The sequence below is a fragment of the Caulobacter sp. GW821-FHT10F06 genome (assembly GCF_058809215.1).
Genome location: NZ_JBXASK010000012.1, coordinates 70,623 through 89,528, shown reverse-complemented (window position 1 = coordinate 89,528; position 18,906 = coordinate 70,623). Strand labels below are relative to the sequence as shown.

13 protein-coding genes are annotated in these 18,906 nt (G+C 69.6%); 3 read left to right on the top strand and 10 right to left on the bottom strand.

The window, feature by feature from the left end; translation table 11 throughout:
- Positions 1–5 precede the first annotated feature (5 nt).
- The 7 genes from AC1RUS_RS22290 to AC1RUS_RS22260 all read right to left on the bottom strand — a co-directional run bounded on the left by AC1RUS_RS22290 (position 6) and on the right by AC1RUS_RS22260 (position 7,329).
- A complete protein-coding gene (locus tag AC1RUS_RS22290) occupies positions 6–665 on the bottom strand; it encodes a methionine ABC transporter permease (RefSeq protein ID WP_492918812.1) in 660 nt (219 codons plus the stop codon).
- The gene (locus AC1RUS_RS22285) at positions 662–1,657 is read right to left on the bottom strand and encodes a methionine ABC transporter ATP-binding protein (protein ID WP_492918811.1); all 996 of its coding nucleotides are present in this window, start codon (positions 1,655–1,657) and stop codon (positions 662–664) included. Before AC1RUS_RS22285 ends, AC1RUS_RS22290 begins: the two co-directional genes overlap by 4 nt.
- Before the next feature lie 14 nt (positions 1,658–1,671).
- Positions 1,672–4,137, bottom strand: coding sequence for a S9 family peptidase (locus AC1RUS_RS22280; RefSeq protein WP_492918810.1), 2,466 nt, complete (start codon positions 4,135–4,137; stop codon positions 1,672–1,674).
- Positions 4,138–4,315: 178 nt separating this feature from the next.
- Positions 4,316–4,687 (bottom strand): hypothetical protein, encoded by a 372-nt coding sequence (locus AC1RUS_RS22275; RefSeq protein WP_492918809.1) that lies wholly within the window; start codon positions 4,685–4,687, stop codon positions 4,316–4,318.
- 79 nt (positions 4,688–4,766) lie between these two features.
- Complete coding sequence (locus AC1RUS_RS22270; protein ID WP_492918808.1) at positions 4,767–5,219, bottom strand: MaoC family dehydratase; 453 nt, start codon at positions 5,217–5,219, stop codon at positions 4,767–4,769.
- 73 nt (positions 5,220–5,292) lie between these two features.
- Positions 5,293–5,514 carry a hypothetical protein gene (locus tag AC1RUS_RS22265; RefSeq protein WP_492918807.1) on the bottom strand — a complete coding sequence of 74 codons (222 nt, stop codon included), beginning with the start codon at positions 5,512–5,514 and terminating at the stop codon, positions 5,293–5,295.
- Positions 5,515–5,667: 153 nt separating this feature from the next.
- The gene (locus AC1RUS_RS22260; RefSeq protein ID WP_492918806.1) at positions 5,668–7,329 is read right to left on the bottom strand and encodes a carboxylesterase/lipase family protein; all 1,662 of its coding nucleotides are present in this window, start codon (positions 7,327–7,329) and stop codon (positions 5,668–5,670) included.
- A gap of 211 nt (positions 7,330–7,540) precedes the next feature.
- Between AC1RUS_RS22260 and AC1RUS_RS22255 the strand changes: the two genes are divergently transcribed.
- On the top strand, positions 7,541–9,559 hold the full coding sequence (locus AC1RUS_RS22255; RefSeq protein WP_492918805.1) for a phytase: 2,019 nt from the start codon (positions 7,541–7,543) through the stop codon (positions 9,557–9,559).
- A 3-nt stretch (positions 9,560–9,562) separates the two neighbouring features.
- Here the strand turns inward: AC1RUS_RS22255 and AC1RUS_RS22250 are convergent, their stop codons facing one another.
- The 3 genes from AC1RUS_RS22250 to AC1RUS_RS22240 form a co-directional block, all read right to left on the bottom strand.
- On the bottom strand, positions 9,563–10,912 hold the full coding sequence (locus AC1RUS_RS22250; protein ID WP_492918804.1) for a hypothetical protein: 1,350 nt from the start codon (positions 10,910–10,912) through the stop codon (positions 9,563–9,565).
- A gap of 83 nt (positions 10,913–10,995) precedes the next feature.
- Entirely contained in the window at positions 10,996–14,061 is a 3,066-nt protein-coding gene (locus AC1RUS_RS22245) for a TonB-dependent receptor plug domain-containing protein (RefSeq protein ID WP_492918803.1), read from the bottom strand.
- Between the two features lie 51 nt (positions 14,062–14,112).
- Positions 14,113–15,438 (bottom strand): dicarboxylate/amino acid:cation symporter, encoded by a 1,326-nt coding sequence (locus tag AC1RUS_RS22240; protein ID WP_492918802.1) that lies wholly within the window; start codon positions 15,436–15,438, stop codon positions 14,113–14,115.
- Between the two features lie 242 nt (positions 15,439–15,680).
- On the opposite strand from AC1RUS_RS22240, the gene AC1RUS_RS22235 reads away from it, so the two are divergent.
- Together AC1RUS_RS22235 and AC1RUS_RS22230 are read left to right on the top strand one after the other, a co-directional pair.
- A complete protein-coding gene (locus AC1RUS_RS22235) occupies positions 15,681–17,519 on the top strand; it encodes a sensor histidine kinase (protein ID WP_492918801.1) in 1,839 nt (612 codons plus the stop codon).
- Positions 17,520–18,875 (top strand): sigma-54-dependent transcriptional regulator, encoded by a 1,356-nt coding sequence (locus AC1RUS_RS22230; RefSeq protein WP_492918800.1) that lies wholly within the window; start codon positions 17,520–17,522, stop codon positions 18,873–18,875.
- Positions 18,876–18,906 lie beyond the last annotated feature (31 nt).

The following is an 18,906-nucleotide window of genomic DNA, read 5'->3' as shown; positions in this document are numbered from 1 at the left end:
GACGCCTAACGGTGCGAGACCCGGCGCACCACCGTGTCGCCGATCATCTGCAGCACCTGCACCAGCACCAGCAGCAGCACGACGGTCACCACCATCACATCGGTCTGGAAGCGCTGATAGCCGAAGCGGATCGCCAGGTCGCCCAGGCCGCCGGCCCCGACCACGCCGGCCATGGCGGTGTAGGACACCAGGGCCACCGCCGTGACGGTCGCGGCCGCGACGATCCCGGGCATGGCCTCGGGGATCAACGCGCCCAGCACCACCTGGCGGCGCTTGGCGCCCATGGCGAAGCTGGCCTCGATCACGCCCCTGTCGACTTCGCGCAGGGCGGTCTCGACCAGACGTGCGAAGAACGGCGCGGCGCCGACGACCAGCGGCGGGATGGCTCCGGCCACGCCCAGCGAGGTGCCGACCAAGGCCACGGTCAGCGGGATCATCACGATCAGCAGGATCACGAACGGCACCGAGCGCAGGATGTTGACCAGCAGCGACAGCAAGCCGTTGGCGGCGCGGTTGGCCAGCATCTGGCCCTTGCCGGTCAGGAACAGGATCACGCCCAGCGGCAGGCCCAGTATGACGGTCAGCACCATCGAGCCGCCCAGCATGGTCAGGGTGTCGAGCGTGGCCTGGCCGATCTCGGACCAGTCGATATTGGAGACGCTCATTGGCCGGTCTCCCCGATGTGATCGACGCGCACGCCCGAGGCCTGGAATTGGGCGATGGCCGCGTCGACGTCGCCGCCGGTCAGGGCCAGGGTCAGCTGGCCATAGGGCGTCTCGCGCAGGCGATGGATGCGCCCGCCCAGGATCGAATAGTCGACGCCGGTCGCCCGGGCCACCTCGCCCAACACCGGCTTGTAGGTGGCCTCGCCCCGGAAGGTGAGACGCACCACGCGGCCGGCCAGCATGGCGTCGGCGGCGGGCTCGCCGTCGGCCTCGCGCACGAAGCGGCGGGCGGTGTCGCTCTTGGGATGCAGGAAAACGTCCTCGACGGCGCCCTCCTCGACCACGCGGCCGGCCTCCAGCACCGCCACACGGTCACAGACGCGGCGGACCACGTCCATCTCGTGGGTGATCAGCACGATGGTCAGGCCCAGTTCCCGGTTGAGATTGGAGACGAGGTCGAGGATCTGCTCGGTGGTTTCCGGATCAAGGGCGCTGGTGGCCTCGTCACACAGCAACACCTTGGGGCCCGTCGCCAGGGCCCGGGCGATGCCGACGCGCTGCTTCTGGCCGCCCGACAGCTGCGCCGGATACTTGGCGGCGTGGTCGGACAGACCCACGCGCGCCAGCAGCTCGGCCGTGCGCGCCTTGACCTCGGCCGCCGGTCGCCCGGCCAGCTTCAGCGGAAAGGCGACATTATCGGCCACGGTCTTGGACGACAGCAGGTTGAAGTGCTGGAAGATCATGCCCACCCGGCGGCGAAGGTCGCGCAGCCCCTCGACCCCGAGCGCGGCGACGTCGTCGCCGTCGACCACGACGCGACCGCCCGTCGGCTTTTCCAGGCCGTTGATCAGCCGGATCAGGGTCGACTTGCCGGCGCCCGAGGCTCCGATCACGCCGAACACCTCGCCGGCCTTCACCGACAGCGAAACCTCGCTCAGGGCGGCGTGGCCGCCCTGAGCATAGGTCTTGGAAACGGCCTCGAAGGCGATCACGTCGTCTAAAGTCCTTACTTCTTGGGCTCGCGCGGCGGCGCGTTCTTCACATACTTGTCCATCCAGGTGCTCATTTCCCAGAGGGTGTGCATGGTGGATTCCCGGGCGCGATAGCCGTGGGCTTCGTTGGGCAGCACCACATAGCGCACCGTGGCGCCGGCGCCCTTCAGGGCGGCATAGAAGCGCTCGCTCTGGATCGGGAAGGTGCCGGAGTTGTCGTCCGCCTGGCCGTGGATCAGCAGGATCGGCTCCTTGATCTGGGTGACATAGGTGAACGGGCTCATCTTGGTGTAGGTTTCCGTCGCCTCCCAATAGGTGCGCTCTTCCGACTGGAAGCCGAACGGCGTCAGGGTGCGGTTATAGGCTCCCGACCGCGCGATGCCGGCCCGGAAGAGGTCGGTGTGGGCCAGCAGATTGGCGGTCATGAAAGCGCCATAGCTGTGGCCGCCGACGGCGATCTTGTCGCGATCGACCACGCCCATCGCCACCACCGCATCGACGGCGGCCTTCGCGTCGGCCGTCAGCTGCTCGATATAGGTGTCGTTGGGCTGAGCGCCGTCCTTGCCGATGATCGGCATCGACGGACCGTCCAGCACCGCGTAGCCCTGGGTCAGCAGGAACAGCGGGCTGAGGCCGGCCGGGCGGGTGAAGCGGTTGCCGCTGTCCACCGTCTGGCTGGCCACCGAAGCGTCGGTGAACTCTTCGGGATAGGCCCACAGCAGCATCGGCAACGGACCTTGCTTGGCCTTGTCGTAGCCGGCCGGCAGGTAGAGCACGCCCGACAGCTTCACGCCGTCGGGGCGGCTGTAGGTGATGGTCTGCTTGGTCACGCCGGCGAACTGCGGGGCGCGGTCGGGGAAGCTGGTCAGGGCCTTGGGCTTGCCGCCCTTCACCGGGCGGATGAAGTAGTTGGGGGCCTCGTCCTTGCTCTCGCGACGGGTGATGACCGTCTTGCCGGCCTCGTCGGCCAGGGCGATCGGCGCTTCATAGTAAGGCGCGGCGGCCTGCCATTGGCGGGTGGTCTTGCCGTCGGCGAGGTTCATCACGCCCACGAACGGGAACTCGCCCTTGGCCGTCGCGCCGGCGCCGGTGACGAACACGCCCTTGCCGTCCGGCGTGAAGTGCAGGACCTCCTCGCCCTGGGCGTTGCGGCGGCTGACCGCCGAGCCGGGGTCGTTGTACTTGTCCTGGTAGTTGCGCTCGAGGATCACGCGGCTGGTCCCGGGCTTGGACGGGTCCAGAGCGATGCGCTTTTCCTTGCGGGTCTCGAACCAGCGGGTGCGCAGCAGAGCGAAGTCCTCGCGGCCCCAGTCGATGCCGCCGTAGCGGGCGTCGATGTCGACCAGGGTGGTCGGGGCGTCGGCGAAGGGCGCGGCCGACATCAGCACGCGGTCGTGGACGGCCACCTTCTTCTTGGGATCGCCGCCGTCCTGGGCCTCGGCCCAGACCAGGGTGGCGGGCGCGTCGCTGCGCCACGAGACCGAGCGCGGGCCCACCGACACGGCGTCGAAGGCGGCCGGCAGGTTATCGGCCAGCGGACGGTCGGCGATCGCCTTGACCAGCTTGCCGTCGGCCGACAGCACGCTGATCTCGGTCGGGAAGCGGCTGGCCGGGACGAGGTAGCTGTAGGGGCGCTTGAGCCTGGTGGTCAGGATGAACTTGCCGTCCGGCGAGGGCGTCACGCCGGGATAGATGCCGGGCGCGGCCACGGGCGTCACCGAGCCGTCGGCCAGGTTCACGCGCACCAGTTGGCTGGTGAAGTAGTAGTCGAACAGGGCCTCGTCATGCTCCGAGGCCAGCAGGTCCTGATAGGTGCGGATCGCCGCGGTGCGGCCGCCCGACTGCTGGACGATCGGACCGGTCGGGGTCTCGTCGGCGGCCGGCGCCGCGCCGCGGCCGGCCGGGACGGCGCTGACCAGTATGGTCTGCCCGCCCGGCAACCAGTCATAGCTGGAGCCGAAGGCGGCGTTGACCTGTACGCCCTCGATCTTGCGGGCCGTGGCGGTCTTGCGGTCGGCGACCCACAGCTCCAGGCCTTGCTTGCCGTCCAGCACGAAGGCCAGCTTCTGGCCGTCGGCCGACCAGCGCTGGTCCATGAAGCGCGCGCCCTGCGGCAGGGCGACGGGGCTGACCTTGCCGGTGGCGACATCCTCGAACGCCAGGCTGTTGAGCCATGCGGCGCGAGCCTCGATCGGGCCGTTGCTGCGCGGATTGATGCGATAGCCGCCCAGACGGAGGATCGGCTCGGACACGGCGGCGATCGAGGGCAGGTTTTCGCGGCCCAGCAGGGCCAGGGTCTTGCGCTCGGGGCTCAGGCTGACGCCGGGGGTCTGCGGCGCGTCCAGGATCTGGGCGATGGGCGCGGGCGGGATCTGGTAGCCGTCGGCGCCGGACGCCAGGGCCGCCCCGGCCGACAATGCGGCGAAGGCGACGGACGCGGCCAGCGCGATGGCGCGCCGCCGGAAGGTGTTCTCGATCATGCTGAGCCCCTCTTTACTGGCCGCGCGCTCATGCCCCGGAAAGCGGGCGGGCGCGTCGAAGGGCGGCAGGATTATGCGCGGAAGCCGCCCAGGGGAACGGCAATTCGTCGTCAAAGGTCCAGCTTGGGCGTTTTTCGAGCGCCGACTTTGGCGTCGGCTTGCCCGGCGTCGAACCTGCTCAGCCGGCGGCGAGGGCGTCCTCGGCCAGCTTCTCCAGACGACGGGCCATGGCCTTGGCCTGTTCGGGATCGATCGAAAAGCTGCACCAGCCCAGGCCGGGGTCGCGCATCGCCACCACCACCTTGCCGTCCTTGCCTGGCAAGACGCCCCAGGCGGCGTCGGCCACCGGCTGCAGCCGCGCGCCGGGATCCAGGCTGGGCGCCACCGTATCGGCCAGGGCGGCGCGGTGCTTGGCGATATTGCGGACACATTGGTCGGTCGCGACGGCGTCGAACAGGATGCGCCCCACGACCTTGCCGTCCCTCAACGTCTCCAGCCTGACGTTTTCGCCGTCGGGCGTGCGCCCCACGCTCAGCATCATCCGATCCATGGCCGACCTCGCTACACGGAAACAGGTCGATCTTGCAGCCGGCTAGGGCCCGAGGCAACGCCCGGCCGAGCGCGGCGCGTCAGGTCTTGGCGGGACGGCGGCGACGCGGCACCCGGACGGTGGCCTCGCCGTCCATGATCAGATCCTCGCCGACGAATCCCTCGCAGCGCAGGGTGACCCGCGCGCCGACCTCGTCGATGGCCGACACGGTGACGCGCGAGACCACGACGTCGCCAATGCGCACCGGTTTGTGGAACGCCAGGGTCTGACTCAGATAGATCGCGCCGGCGCCGGGCAGCACGGTGCCGACCAGGGCCGAGCCGAACGAGGCCGACAGCAGGCCATGGGCGATGCGGCCGCGATAGGCGGTGCGCGAGGCGAACGCCTCGTCCATGTGCACGGGGTTGAAGTCGTCCGAGGCTTCGGCGAACTGCTGGATGCGGTCTTCGGTGACGGTGACGCGCTTTTCGGCGACCATCCCGACGACGAGTTCTTCCAGGATGTAGCCGCCAGAGGGGTGAGGTCCGATCATGCCGCGCGGTTAGCGGTCATAGGGCCTCATGGCTAGCGAAAATCGCCCGATTGACGCCCTGAGAGCGGTCGCGCTAGGCCGCCAGGCGTCCTGCGCCGCCCATGGCGCGCCAGCGGTCGCGCTTGGCCAGGGCCCGCTCCAGCGTCACCCGTTTGATCGGCAATCCCTTGCGCAGCTTGACCCAGGTGGTCTCGCTGATGCCCAGCACGTCGAACAGATAGCGATCGGTGATGGCCGGAAGGCTGGCGCGCAGGTCGGCGAACTCCTCCGGGGTCACGGTGACGAGATCGAGCATGGTCGGGCGTCCTTTGGCGCGCTCGGGATCGACGCCCCAGCCGCTGGCGGCATCGTTGGGGTCTATTAAAGTCATTTTGTGACGGCCGTCTTGCGGCGATCGTCATGTTCGGCGAACGCGGCCGCAAAGGACCGCGCTCGCCGGGCGTTGTTTCTAATCGCGGGGACGGACCGGACCGGGCGCGCCGGGCTGGACGGCGGGCGGATGCGCGGCCTGCCAGTCCATGCGCTTGAGCGGCATGGTCCGCACCGACACCTGGTCGCCGAACTCCAGGTACTGCGGCTTGGCCTCGGTCCAGGCGGGCCAGTCCAGCTTGCCGGACTTGGGCGAGCCGGTGTTGGCCATGGCGATCAGCGCCGACAGCATCCGGTCGCTGAGCTCGCGGTCATAGGGGGTCCAGTTCCGGGTGGTCCGGATGGCGTTGTACCTGTCCATCGTGTCGAACCAGTAGGGCACGTCGGCGGTGTGATAGGCGCCGACCGTGGCGGTGTCCTGGTCGGGGAAGGTCACGCCCGGCGCGTAAGGATGCCGGCGGGTGAAGAGGTCGACATAGGTGGCCGAGGTGTTGAACTTGGCCTGCTGCAGGCCGCAGCCACGGTGGGCCTGCAGGAAGCCCGCCTCCGCCGCCGCCGCGTGGGCCACGGCCTGGACCTCGGCGTCGGACTTGACCGGATAGAGCTTCAGGAAGGCGTCAGCGTCCGCGCCGTACATCTTGCGGGCGGCGGCCTCGTAGTCGGCGACGGTGTGGGTCCGGGTCAGCGGGCTGCGGCCGGCGTCCAGGTCGTCGCCGTTCGAGCTGGCGATGATCGGCACGTCGCTGCCCAGCTTGCGGGCCAGGGTGTCGGCCTTGTTGGCGACGAAGAAGTAGCCGTCGATCACCGCCGGCGCGCGCACGCCCTGGATGCTGGCGCCAACCTGGCTCTCGGACTGCTGGGCCAGGATGCGGTCGGCGGGCACGTTGCGCATCGCCGCCAGATCGGCGACGCCCAGGCGCTTTTGCAGGTCCAGACCCACCTGCTCGCCCGCCGCCAGCGGAACCGGGTCGGCCGTGAAGCTGCAGCCGCTGGACAGCATCGCCCCGCGGAACAGGCCCTTGGACAGTGGGCTGAAGACCTGTGCGGCGACCGAGCCGGCGCCGAACGACTGGCCGGTGATCACCACCTTGCCGGGATCGCCGCCGAACCGGGCGATGTTGTCGCGCACCCAGACCAGGGCGGCGTTCTGGTCGAGATAGCCGTAATTGCCCGAGTGGCCGCCCTGCTCCTTGCTCAGCTCCGGATGGGCCAGGAAGCCCATCACCCCGACGCGGTAGTTCAGGTTGACGTAGATGGCGCCGCGCTTGGCGACGTTCTCGCCGTCGTAGTTGGCCATGCCCGACGAGCCGATCGTGCCGCCGCCGCCATAGATGAACACCACCACCGGCAGCTTGGCGTCCGGCTTGGCGTCGGCCGGCGCCCAGATGTTGAGATAGAGGCAGTCCTCGCCGGTCGTCTCCTCGCCGAAGTAGTGGTTGATGTCGTGGGGGCGCAGCACCTGGATGCACTCGGCGCCCTTGCGGTCGGCGTTCCAGACGCCGTCCCACCGCATCGGCTGCGGCGGCTTCCAGCGCAGGTCCTGGGTGGGCGGCTTGGCGTAGGGCACGCCCAGATAGGCTTTCACCCCGGACGGCAGCCGCGTGCCGGCCACCTGGCCGCTGGCGGTGGCCACCGGATCGCCGGGGATGGCGATCATCGGCCCGGCCGACGCTGCGCCCGAGACGGCGACCATGGCGCTGACGGCGAGCGCCAGCCCCGTCTTGAACGGTTCGAAACCCATGCCGGACCTCCCTTGTGATCTCTTCTTCGCGTCGGCGTCGGGACCATGACGTATTGAACTATCCAGTTCAATAGTTTTGAGGCAGGCGAGAGGCGACACCGGCGCCCGTGGCTGTCACGAATGTGTCTTCGAGCCTGGCCATAAGCCGCTTCCGACGGCGAGACGTCGGAGAGCGGGCGGGCCGCGCGACGACGCGCCATCGGGGGGCCCCATGATCCATCGCCGCACGATCCTCGCCGCCGCCGGCGTCCTGGCCCTGCTGACGGCCGCGCCGGCCCTGGCCCAGACGGCGAGCGTCGCCCCGATCGCAGCGACCGTCCCGACGGCGCAAGGCGGCGCCAACGGCGCGGCCCTGCTCTACAACGCCGCCGATCCCGGCAAGAGCGTCATCGCCGCGACCGGCGAGCTGGGCGGACTGGAGTTCTACAGCCTGGACGGCGCGCGCAAGGGCGTCCTGGCCGGCGGCGAGACCTATGGCGTCGACGTACGCGGCGATCTGATCGCGGTGCTGGACCGCAAGGACGGCCGCCTGCGCCTGTCGCGCTACGACTTCGCCAGCGGCCAGGCCCAGGCGGTCGACGCCAAGCCGCTGCTGCTGGGCTATGCCGGCGAAGGCCTGTGCGTGAGCCAGAGCGTCCGCGACGGCGCGCTCTACGCCTTCACCCTGGGCGGCGAGGGTCAGCTGGACCAGTGGCTGCTCTATCCCACCGCCGACGGCAAGCTGGACGGCCGCCTGGTGCGCAGCCTGCGCCTGTCGTCCGAGGCCAAGTACTGCGTCGCCGACGACGCCTCGGGGGCGCTCTATGTCGCCCAGAAGGCGGTCGGGATCTGGCGCTACGCCGCCGATCCCGAGGCCGAGGCCGTCCCGACCGTCGTCGACATCAACCGCCTGGGCCGCCTGGCCGGCGAGGTCGACGGCCTGGCGATCCTGAACGGCGGAGCCACGGGCGACTATCTGGTGGCCGTCAACGCCGGCGCGGGCGGCTACAACGTCTATGACCGCAACGCCGACGACAAATATCTGGGCGCGTTCCGCATCCAGCGCGACGGCGCCGACATCCTCAAGAAGCCTTCGGGCCTGTTCGGCGTCCGCGCCCCGATCGGCGCGGACCTGCCGGCCGGCGCCCTGCTGGTGGTCGACGATCGCAAGGCCGGGGCCAACACCCAGCTGCTGTCGTGGAAGGACGTCGCGGCGGCGCTGAAGATCGCGCCGGGCGCCGACGCCCCGACCACGGCGCCCGGCGCGCTGGCCCTGGTCCAGCCGACGATGGAGACCCAGCCGGTCGGCCACGGCGGCGACGCCGCCGACGATCCGGCGATCTACGTCCACCCGACCGACCCGGCCAAGAGCGCCGTCATCGCGACCGACAAGAAGGGCGGCATGTTGGTCTACGATCTGTCGGGCAAGCGCCTGCAGTACCTGCCCGACGGCAAGATGAACAATGTCGACGTGCGCCACGGCTTCAGGCTGGGCGGCAAGAGCGTCACCCTGGTCACGGCCAGCGACCGCACCCGCAAGGCCATCGCGATCTATGTGATCGATCCCGACACCCGCCAGCTGACCAGCGTCGCCGACGGCGTCCAGGCCACCGGCCTGTCGGATCCCTACGGCCTGTGCATGTACCAGGGCCGCAAGGGCGCGACCTATGTCTTCATCAGCGATCCCGACGGCCTGGTCCGCCAGTGGAAGCTGATCGCCACCCCGGCCGGCAAGGTCCGCGCGCAGCAGGTGCGCGACGTCAAGTTCGACACCCAGACCGAAGGCTGCGTCGCCGACGACGAGACCGGCGCGCTCTATGTCGCCGAGGAGGACGTCGCGCTGTGGCGGCTGGGCGCCGAGCCCTCGACCAAGGCCGCGCCCAAGGCCGTCGTTCGCATCGCCGACAACCCCGCCCTGAAGGACGACCTGGAAGGCGTGGGGATCTACGCCCAGCCGGACGGCAAGGGCTATGTCGTCGTCTCCAGCCAGGGCAACGACAGCTATGCGGTGTTCCGGCGCGAGGGCGACAACGCCTATGTCGGCAGCTTCGCGGTGATCGCCGACGGCGCGACCGGCATCGACGGCGTCTCGGAGACTGACGGCCTCGACGTCACCTCCGCCGCGCTCGGCGCGGGCCTGGAGGGCGGCGCCTTCGTCGCCCAGGACGGCCGCAACGTCTCCCCGCCCGAGCACCAGAACTTCAAGCTGGTCCCCTGGTCGGCCATCGCCGCCAGGCTGCGCCTGAACTAGGCGCTAGCGGCGGGACGTCAGGCCCGGCTTGGCGCGCGGATAGCTGCGCGCCGACAGCGGCGGCGGCTGGTAGCCGACCTGGAAGTGACAGGCCTCGCCATAGGTCGCCACGGCCGCCTGGCAGCCGGCGGCCAGCGAGGCCGGGCTCGGCTTGTCGCCGTGCTCGATCCAGGCGGTCATGGCCCGCAGCAAGGCCGCATATTCCGGCGTCGCCAGCTTGCTGTGCTCGTGCTCATCGGTGAACGACTGGACCAGCAGGTCCGAGGCGCCCGCCTTGGCGACCGTGTCGCGGAAGACGCTCTCCAGTTCGACGAAGGCGGTCGGGTCGTCGATGGCGTGCATCGTCAGGGTCGGGACGATCAGCTTGCCCGTGAGATCGCTGTCTTCCGATAGCCGCTGGACCCCGACCGGATCGGCGGCGAAGCGCGGCACGCCCTTGTTCAGCGCCTTGTCGTCGTCGGAGCCGGCGTACTTCACCCCGACGTTCGAGAACGGGTTCGTGCCGCCCAGACGCAGGTTGACGATGTCGGCGAAGGTGAAGGTGGCCCAGGCCAGGTGACTGTCCAGGGTCCGCTCGGGAATGCGGGTCACCGCCAGGATGTTCTTCAGATTGCGCGCCTGCTGGGGCGTGCGCTCGGCGGCGGGCTTGCCGACGCCCGTGCAGGCGTTCAGTCGCTCGTCCAGGTCCTTGTTCTTCAGGGTCGAGCCAACAGGCTGGCCCTGCCACAGCGGATAGGCCGGCTCCCCCGCCGCCGGATGGTTGCCGCAATAGTACTGGTAGACGGCCCGCAGGTCGGCGCGGAAGTCGTACGAGACCGTGCCGCCGCCCAGCACGCCGCTGGTCAGGATGACGCCGTCATAGACCGGCTTGCCGTCCGCGCCCTTTCCGTAGAGTTCGGCGGTCTTGGCCGCGACGTTGCCGCCCCAGGACTGGCCGTGCAGGATCGTGCGCTTGGGACGGCCGAACCTGTCCCAGAAGATCCTGCGCAGGGTGTCGCTGTCCTCCGCCGCGCTGCGGGCGCCAAAGCCGGCGCGTCGATAGTTCGACCCGGCCCAGGCGTAGCCCTCCTTGACCGTCACCGAGAAGCGCTCGAGGTCCTCCAGGGCGTCGTTGGGCTTGGGCGCCTTCAGGCGCGGGCCGCCATGGGTGTGAAGCACCAGCGTCCCGTTCCAGGCCTTGGGAACGGCGATCCAGTAATAGGCGCCGTTGGCGTCCTGGCCGGCGAAGCAGCGGGTCTCGGCGGGCAGGTCATCCGGGCAGGCCCTGGCCTCCTGCGCCTGGGCCGCGCCCGCGACCAGGGTCAGGCCCAGCGCCAGGGCGGCGCGTCGAACGGTGCGGATCAGGGGCGTCATGGTCAGGCCGAACTCACACGGGAAACGGAAGGGGCGACCGGTCGCGCTGCGGGGGAGCGAGGCGACCGGTCGCGGCTCGAACGTCAGAACGACTTGCTGACGTTGAGGTACCAGTAGCGGGCATAGGGGTTGTAGAGCGAGCCGATATAGCCGCTCGACGACAGGGGCGGATCCTTGTCGAAGATGTTGCGGGCGCCCAGGCGGAAGCGGGTCTCGGAGAGCAAACCGTCCTTTTTCTCGAACCGGTACTGGACATAGAGGTTGGCGGTCGTCTGCGACCGGACCGTCCAGGGCGTGCCGTCGGCGGCCAGGAAGTCGGTGTCCTGGACCGAGCCGGTGTAGATCACCGAACCGCCCACCTGGTAGGGCCCCTTGCGCCAGGTCAGCGTGCCCGTGCCCTTCCATTCCGGCTTGCCGTTCTTGCGCAGCAGATCGCCCACGTCGGTCAGCGGCGTGGCCGCATTGATCGTGCCGGCGGCGCGGGCGTCGAACAGCGCCTGGACCGGCGGGGCCAGTTGCTGGCCGAACTTGTCCATGTAGCTGGCGTCGATATCGAGCGTGAAGCGGCCGAGGTTCTCGGTGCGCTGGCTCCAGTTGAGGCCGATGTCGACGCCGCTGACGGTCTGCGGCTGCAGGTTCTTGAACTGGTCGCGGATCTCCAGAATCTGGCCGACCGGCGTCAGGCCGGTGCCGGCGAAGAAGGCGACGTCGTCGACGGTCGGGGCGGCGCGGATGACGTTGGCGTTGTTGGAGCCGCTCACGCGCGCCAGGTAGTCCTGGATGGCGATGTTGGACGAGCCCAGGGTGCCGACGATGCCGTCCTGCTTGATCTGCCAGCGGTCGATCGTGAAGGTGAAGCGACCGAAGCGATCGGGAATGAAGGTCGGCTGCAGCACCAGGCCGATCGAGTAGTTCTCGCTCTCCTCGGCCTTCAGGTCGGGGTTGCCGGCCGTGGTGAAGCGGATGCCGACGCCGCGCGAGCAGGCCCCGAAAGTGGCGATGCGGCCGGCCCGCAGATCGGCCTCGCAGCGGTAGTAGTCGGTGACGGTGTTGGTCCGCGAATAGCTGAACGGGTTGGTGGTTTCCAGGTTGGGAGCCCGGAAGCCCTGCTGCCAGGAGCCGCGCACCCGCACGCCGTCGACGACGTCCCAGGCGAAGGCGATCTTGGGCTTCGCGACCGATCCGAAGTCGCTGTACTGCTCGAAGCGGCCGGCCAGCTGGACGTCGACGCGACGCACTAGCGGGATGTTCATGTCCGGCGAGACCAGCGGCACGGCGAGCTCGATGAAGGCCGAGCCGACGTCGCGCGAGCCCTTGGTGCTGGGGGTGTCGTTGACGCCCGTGACATTGCTGTTGCTGGTCGCGCCGGTCACCGGATCGGTGAAGGGCGTGCGGCCGTCCAGCTGCGGATCGCGACGGTCCTGCTGGGTCTCGTGGCGATACTCGACGCCGGCGGCGACGCCGACATCGCCCGACCAGATGGTCAGCAGGTCGGGCTTGGAGACCTTGAAGTCGGCCAGGGTCAGGGTGGTGGTCGAGTGGCGCTTCAGGCGGAAGCGGATGGCGTCCAGCGCGGCCTTCGAGCTGGGCGTGCAGTCGCGGCCGCCTTCCCCGTCCAGACAGCCGCCGTTGAAGGGGTTGTAGGCGTCGGGGGTCGACAGGGCCAGTTGGGCGGCCAGCTTCTTGCTATCGATGCCGTCGGACTCGTCCTTGGCGTCGGCCTTCGAATAGAGCAGCGCCGAGTCCCATGACCAGCCGAACTTGTCGCCCTTCAGGCCGGCGAGGAAGCGGGTCTGATAGTTCTCGACCTCCACCTTGCTCGGGCCCAGGTCGTTGAAGCGGTAGTTGGTGAAGGTCACCGCGCGACCCGTGACCGGCACATTGGTCAGGTTGGGCAGGCGGTTGGGATTGACCGAGCCGTCGGCGAAGGTCACCGGGCCGAAGGGGTTCCAGTAGTTGGACGCCGGCACGCCGATGGCCACCAGGCTGGTGCCCTGGGTCGTGCGCCCCTCGGACTCCGCGTGATAGAGGCCCAGTTCGCCATAGGCGGTCAGGGTGTCGCTGATGTCGTAGTGGGCGTTGAAGAAGACGTTCTGGCGGCTGATCTTCGGGGCTACGGTCGTGGCGTCGTTCTGCGGCGCGTTGTAGCGATAGGCGTTGGCGGTGCTGCCGGTGGCTAGGTTGCCCGTGCCCAGGCACAGGCCGTTGGCCAGCTGGGCGGCGCAGCCGGCGATGGTGTTGGGCTGGATGTGGGTCGCGCCGGCCGCCGTGGTGATGGCGACCGTGCCCTGGCGGATCGCCGTGGTCGTGCCGAACACCGTGACATTGGCGAACGAGTTCTGGTTGCCGCGGTTGTCCGGGGCGGCGCTGGCGGCGTAGTCGGCATAGCCGGCGAACAGCGGCCGCAGGTCCTGGGTCGCCGTATAGGGCATGTCGGAGGGCAGTTGGGCCGCGCGCTCGGTGAAGTTGGCGTTCAGCGAGATGTTGCCCCGGCCGTCGGCGAAGTTGGTCCCGGCGAAGATGTTGCCGCTGAACTCCTTGCGGTGCGTGCCCTCTGCCCAGCCGTATTGGGCGTCCATGGTCAGGCCGTCGAAATTCGTTTGCAGCACGGTGTTGACCACGCCCGCCACCGCGTCGGCGCCGTAGATGGCGGCCGCGCCGTCGCGCAGGATTTCCAGGCGCTCCAGATTGGCGGTCGGTATGGCGTTGGCGTTGTAGCCCAGCAGCGGCACGGTGCCCGACGACTGGCTGGTCGGGTGCGAGACCAGGCGGCGGCCGTTCAGCAGCACCAGGGTGTTGCCGATGCCCAGGCTGCGCAGGTTGATCGAGTTGACGTCGCCGCGCGTGGAGTTGCTGGTCTGAGCCGCGTTGCTGGGGTTGATGAACACGTCGCCCATGATCGGTATCGAGCGGAACAGGTCGTCGCCCGACACCGCGCCCGTGGCGGCGATCTGGCTGTTGTCCATCACCGTGACCGGCAGGGCGGCCGTGGTCTTGGCGCCCTTGATCTGGCTGCCGACCACGACGATTTCCTCGACCTTGACCGCTTCGTCGCCGGCCGGGGCCTGCTGGGCTTGGGCGGCGGTGGCCAGCAGCAAGCCGGCCAGGGCCGCGCCGTGGACGAACCTGTGGCGGGTGTTGATGATCATGTTAGCTCCCCAATGTTCTTGTTTTGATGGTTGTCGGTCGAAGCCTGGCCGCTAGGGCCTGACCTCGCTGGCCGCCAGGATCTGCAAGGCGGCGGGATCGGGATCGAGGGCGTTGCGCAGCTGGTCGGCGTCCAGGCCCTTCTCCCAGCGCGAGACGACGATGGTGGCCACGGCGTTGCCCATGAAGTTGGTCAGCGCCCGGCACTCGGACATGAAACGGTCGACGCCCAGGATCAGGGCCATGCCGGCCACCGGCACCGAGGGCACCACCGACAGCGTAGCCGCCAGGGTGATGAAGCCCGCGCCGGTGACGCCGGCCGCCCCCTTGGAGCTCAGCATCGCCACGCCCAGAAGCAGGGCCTGGTCGCTCCAGGACAGGTGCACGCCGCACGCCTGGGCGATGAACAGCGCCGCAAGGGTCATGTAGATGTTGGTGCCGTCCAGATTGAACGAATAGCCCAGCGGCACCACCAGCCCGACAACGGACTTGGGGCAGCCGGCCTTTTCCAGCTTCTCGATCAGGCTGGGCAGGGCCGCCTCGGACGAGGATGTGCCCAGCACCAGCAGCAGCTCGGCCTTCAGGTAGCGGATCAGCTTGAAGATCGAGAAGCCGTTGACCTTGGCCACCACGCCCAGGATCACCACCACGAAGAAGATCGAGGTCAGGTAGAAGGTCGCCACCAGCGCGGCGAGGTTGGCGATCGAGCCGATGCCGTACTTGCCGATGGTGAAGGCGAAGGCCCCGAAGGCCCCGATCGGCGCGGCCTTCATCAAGACGTGCACCAGGCGGAAGAAGGCCTCGGCCACCGATTCCAGCAGGGTCAGCACCGGCTGGCCGCGATCGCCGATCATCGCCAGCGACAGGCCGAACAGGATCGAGAAGAACAGCACCTGCAGGATCTCGCCCTCGGCGAAGGCGCTGACCACGGTGTCGGGAATGATGTGCAGCAGGAAGCCGACGATGGTCTGGTCGTGGGCCTTGGCCTCGTAGGCGGCGATCTTGGTGGTGTTCAGCGTGGCCGGATCGATGTTCATGCCCGCGCCCGGATGGACGACGTTGGCGACGACCAGGCCGATGATCAGGGCCAGGGTCGAGAACACCAGGAAATAGACGAAGGCCTTCACGGCCACCCGGCCCACCTTGTCCAGGTCGCGCATGCCGGCGATGCCGGTGACCACCGTCAGGAAGATCACCGGCGCGATGATCATCTTGACCAGCTTGATGAACCCGTCGCCCAGCGGCTTGAGGCTCTCGCCCAGGCTCGGCCAGAAATGGCCGATGGTCGCGCCCAGCACAATGGCGACCAGCACCTGGAAGTACAGGTGTCGATAGAACGGCTTGGGCCGCGCGGAGGCGGTCTGAGGGATCGTCTGCACTGGCGCCTCGTGGCTGGCCGATCGGCCGCGTTTCCGTCCTGCGTCCCTTTGCGAAGACGCTTGGTTAGACGATCCTTGTTGCGGAGAAGCGGCGCAAGCACGCCAAGCCGAAGCTTCCTGGCCTTGATTTCATTGATGTTTGCTACTTTCGCACCACATCGAAAGACGCCAGGCGTGGCGATTTTCCGCTCGGGATTTGGCGATTTGTGCGAAAATCCGCACACATTGCCGAGACCGCACCGATGACCAGGCCGTTCGCGCCGAATCTGGCCGATCCGATCGTGCGCCGCTGGGCGCTGTTCCTGGCTCTCTGTACGGTTCTGCTGGGCGCAGCCGTGTGGATCGCCGGCGCGGCGGCCGAGCGGCGCGCCACCGCCGACCTCGCCCGCCAGGCCCAGGCCTCGGCCGCCCTGCACGCCGCCGTGCTGCGCAGCGAGCTGGCCAAGCATCGCTCGCTGCCCTTCGTGCTCGCCCAGGACCCCGACGTGGCCATGGTGCTGCGGCGGCCCGACCCGCGCGGCGTCGACGCCCTCAACCGCAAGCTCGAGACCCTCAGCGGCGGCACGCGCGCGGCGGTGATCTATGTGCTGGACGCCCGGGGCATGACCATCGCCGCCAGCAACTGGCGTCAGCCGACCAGCTTCGTCGGCTCCGACTACAGCTTCCGGCCCTATTTCCGCGACGCACGCCAAGCCGGGGTGGCCGAGCTGTTCGCCCTGGGCACGGTCAGCCGCCGGCCTGGCCTGTTCATGTCGCGCCGCATTGAAGATCCGGACGGCATGCTGGGCGTCGTCGTGGTCAAGGTCGAGTTCGAGGCCCTGGAGGCCGACTGGTCAGCGGCCGAGCCGGCCTTCGCCGCCGATCCGCGCGGCGTGATCCTGGTGACCTCGATCCCAAGCTGGCGGTTCTCGACCCTGACGCCCCTGCCCCAGGCCGAGCAGCGCCGCCTGCGGGCCGAACATCGCTTCGGCGAAGCGCCCTTCACCCTGCTGGACGCCCGGCCCGCCATCGCGCCCGGCCGGCCGCCCCACCTGACCCTCGCCGCCGTTCCCGGCCAGGCGCCGGCCCGCTATATGGCCGCCGGCGCCGATCTGGGCGCGGCGGGCTGGACGGTCTTCACCCTGACGCCGACCAGCTCGATCCTCAGCAACGCCGTCGCCGGCGCGCGCGCCGTGGCCCTGCTGGTCGGCTTGGGGATCTGTGGCGTGGCCGGCGCGGTGCTGCGCTGGCGCGGCCAGGCCAGCCTGCGCGCCGCCCGCCAGGAAGCCGCCCGCGCCGAGCTGGAAACCCGGGTCGAGGCGCGCACCGCCGAACTGCGCAAGTCCAACCGCCGCCTGACCGTCGAGATGGAGGAGCGCCGCCGGGCCGAGGCCCACGTCCACCTGATGCGCGACGAGCTGGTGCAGTCCAACAAGCTGGCGACCCTGGGCCAGATCGCGGCCGGGGTCGCCCATGAGATCAACCAGCCGGTGGCCGCCATCCGCGCCTATGCCGACAACGCCGTGGTCTTCCTGGACCGCGCCGACGCGGCGACCACCCGCAGCAATCTGGGCCTGATCTCCGGCCTCACCGACCGGATCGGCCTGATCACCGACGAGCTGCGCGCCTTCGCCCGCAAGACCAGCGCGCCGGCCGCGCCGGTCGCCGTCCGCGACGCGGTCGAAGGCGCCCTGCTGCTGGTGGGTCCCCGCCTGCGCCAGACCGGCGTGGCCGTCGTCCGCCGCGAGGGCGACGAGCAGGCCCTGGTCATGGCCGAGCGGTTCCGACTGGAGCAGGTGCTGGTCAACCTGCTGCAGAACGCCATCGAGGCGCTGGAAAACACCACCGCTCCGGAGATCGCCATCCAGGTGACCGCCAAGCGCGCGCAGATCCGCATCGCCATCGCCGACAACGGTCCGGGGCTGGCGCCGCAGGCGGCCAAGACCCTGTTCACCCCCTTCGCCACCACCAAGCCGCGCGGCCTGGGCCTGGGGCTGGTGATCAGCCGCGACATCGTCGCCGAGTTCGGCGGCGACCTCTCCCTCGATCCCGACGCCCCGGCCGGCGCGCGGTTCGTCATTTCCCTGCCCAAGGCGCGCTAGATGCACAGCTCCGTCAACCAGGTCGCCTTCATCGACGACGACGACGCCCTGCGCGGCGCCAATGTCCAGACGCTGCAGCTGGCCGGCTTCGAGGTCCTGGCGTTCGACGCTGCCGCGTCCGCGATCGCGGCCCTGACCGCCGACTTCCCGGGCGTGGTGGTCAGCGACATCCGCATGCCCAACATGGACGGCCGCCAGCTGTTCCGCCGCCTGCGCGAGGAGGACGCCGACCTGCCGGTGATCCTGATCACCGGCCATGCCGACGTCGCCGAGGCGGTCGAGGCCATGCACGAGGGGGCCTACGACTTCGTGGCCAAGCCCTATGCGCCCGAACGGCTGGTCAGCAGCGTCCGGCGCGCCCTGGAGAAGCGCCGCCTGATCCTGGAGAACCGCCAGCTGCGCGCGGCTGCGGCGGCGGCGCAGTCCGACTGGCCCCTGATCGGCCAGACGCCGGTGATGGAAAGGCTGAGGTCCACCCTGCGCCAGCTGGCCAGCGCCGATGTCGACGTGCTGCTGGAGGGCGAGACCGGGGTCGGCAAGGAGCTGGCGGCGCGGGCCCTGCACAACTGGGGACGCCGCCGCGACCGCGACTTCGTCGCCGTCGACTGCGCCGCCCTGCCCGCCTCGACCCTGGACAGCGAGCTCTTCGGCCACGAGCTGGGCGCCTTCAACGGCGCGATGCGCCAGCGGGTGGGCCGCATCCAGCAGGCCGATCGCGGCACGCTGTTCCTGGACGAGATCGAGACCCTGGCCCTGGACGCGCAGGGCAAGTTCCTACGCGTGCTGGAGGAGCGCGAGATCACGCCGCTGGGCTCCAACCGCGCCCATACGCTGGACATCCGCGTCGTCGCCGCCGCCAAGCCGGCCCTGGCCGACGCCGTGGCCTCAGGGGCCTTTCGCCAGGATCTCTTCCATCGCCTGGACGTGGTGCGCATCCGCATCCCGCCGCTGCGCGAGCGGCGCGAGGACGTCACGCTGCTGTTCGCCCACTTCCTGGCCCGGGCCAGTGAGCGCCTGGACCGTCCGCCGCCGTCGATCGACGACGCCGTGCGCTGGCGTCTCTTGAATCACGACTGGCCGGGCAATGTGCGGGAGCTGAGCCACTACGCCCAGCGCGTCGCCCTGGGCTTGGCCGGCGACGCCCATGTCGACCCGGCCGAACCGCGCTCGCTGCCAGAGCGGGTCGCGACCTACGAGGCCCACCTGCTGGCCGAGACCCTGGCGGCCTGCGCCGGCGACGTCCGCTCGGCGCTGGAGATCCTGAAGATCCCGCGCAAGACCTTCTACGACAAGGTCGAGCGGCACGGCCTCGACCTGCCGCGCTACCGCCGCGCCGCGCCCGGATCGGCGGGCTAACCGCCTTTTCGCGACGTTCGGCGATGGCGAC